The organism is Pseudomonas sp. 05N434, assembly GCF_056396965.1.
On the sequence record NZ_JBFTMK010000972.1, the window covers coordinates 1 to 840 of the forward strand.

Below are 840 nucleotides of genomic sequence, written 5' to 3' on the forward strand. Positions count from 1 at the left end.
GCTCAGCAGCTAGCAACCTATATCGGTTGGTTGATGCATCGAACCTGGGGTGGGGTGATCGCCGGGGGGCTGTTTGTGTTGCCCTCACTGTTCATCCTGATCGCGCTGTCCTGGATGTATATCGCCTTCGGCGAAGTCCCGGTGGTGGCCGGGCTTTTCTATGGCATCAAGCCCGCCGTGACGGCCATCGTCGTGCAGGCGGCCCATCGAATCGGCTCGCGCGCGCTGAAGAACAACTGGCTGTGGGCTATGGCGGCGGCGTCATTTACCGCGATCTTCGCGTTCAACGTGCCGTTCCCGCTGATCGTGCTGGGAGCCGCGTTAATCGGTTATGCAGGAGGCCGCCTGGCGCCCGAGAAATTCAGGACCGGGGGCCATAGCGCCGCCAAAAAGTCCTTCGGCCCAGCATTGATCGATGACGACACCCCGTCCCCTGAGCATGCCCGGTTCAGCTGGTTGAAACTGGCGCTGCTGGCACTCATCGGCGCAGCGTTGTGGGCGTTGCCGATGGGGGTCTTGACCGTACTCTTTGGCTGGGACGGCACCTTGACTCAGATGGGCTGGTTCTTTACCAAGGCCGCATTGCTGACCTTTGGCGGCGCCTATGCGGTGCTTCCCTACGTCTACCAAGGCGCGGTCGGTCATTATGGCTGGCTGACACCGACACAAATGATCGACGGATTGGCGCTGGGGGAAACCACACCGGGGCCGCTGATCATGGTGGTGGCTTTCGTCGGCTTTGTCGGCGCCTATGTCTCGCAGGTGTTCGGCGCCGATCAGGTGTTTCTGGCCGGAGCCGTCGCGGCCACGCTGGTGACCTGGTTCACCTTCCTGCCTTCG

At 62.1% G+C, this 840-nt stretch carries 1 protein-coding gene; it reads left to right on the forward strand.

The window, feature by feature from the left end:
- Window positions 1-840: chromate transporter (locus AC1DLB_RS31140; RefSeq protein ID WP_477786421.1), on the forward strand; the 840-nt coding region annotated here is incomplete at both ends.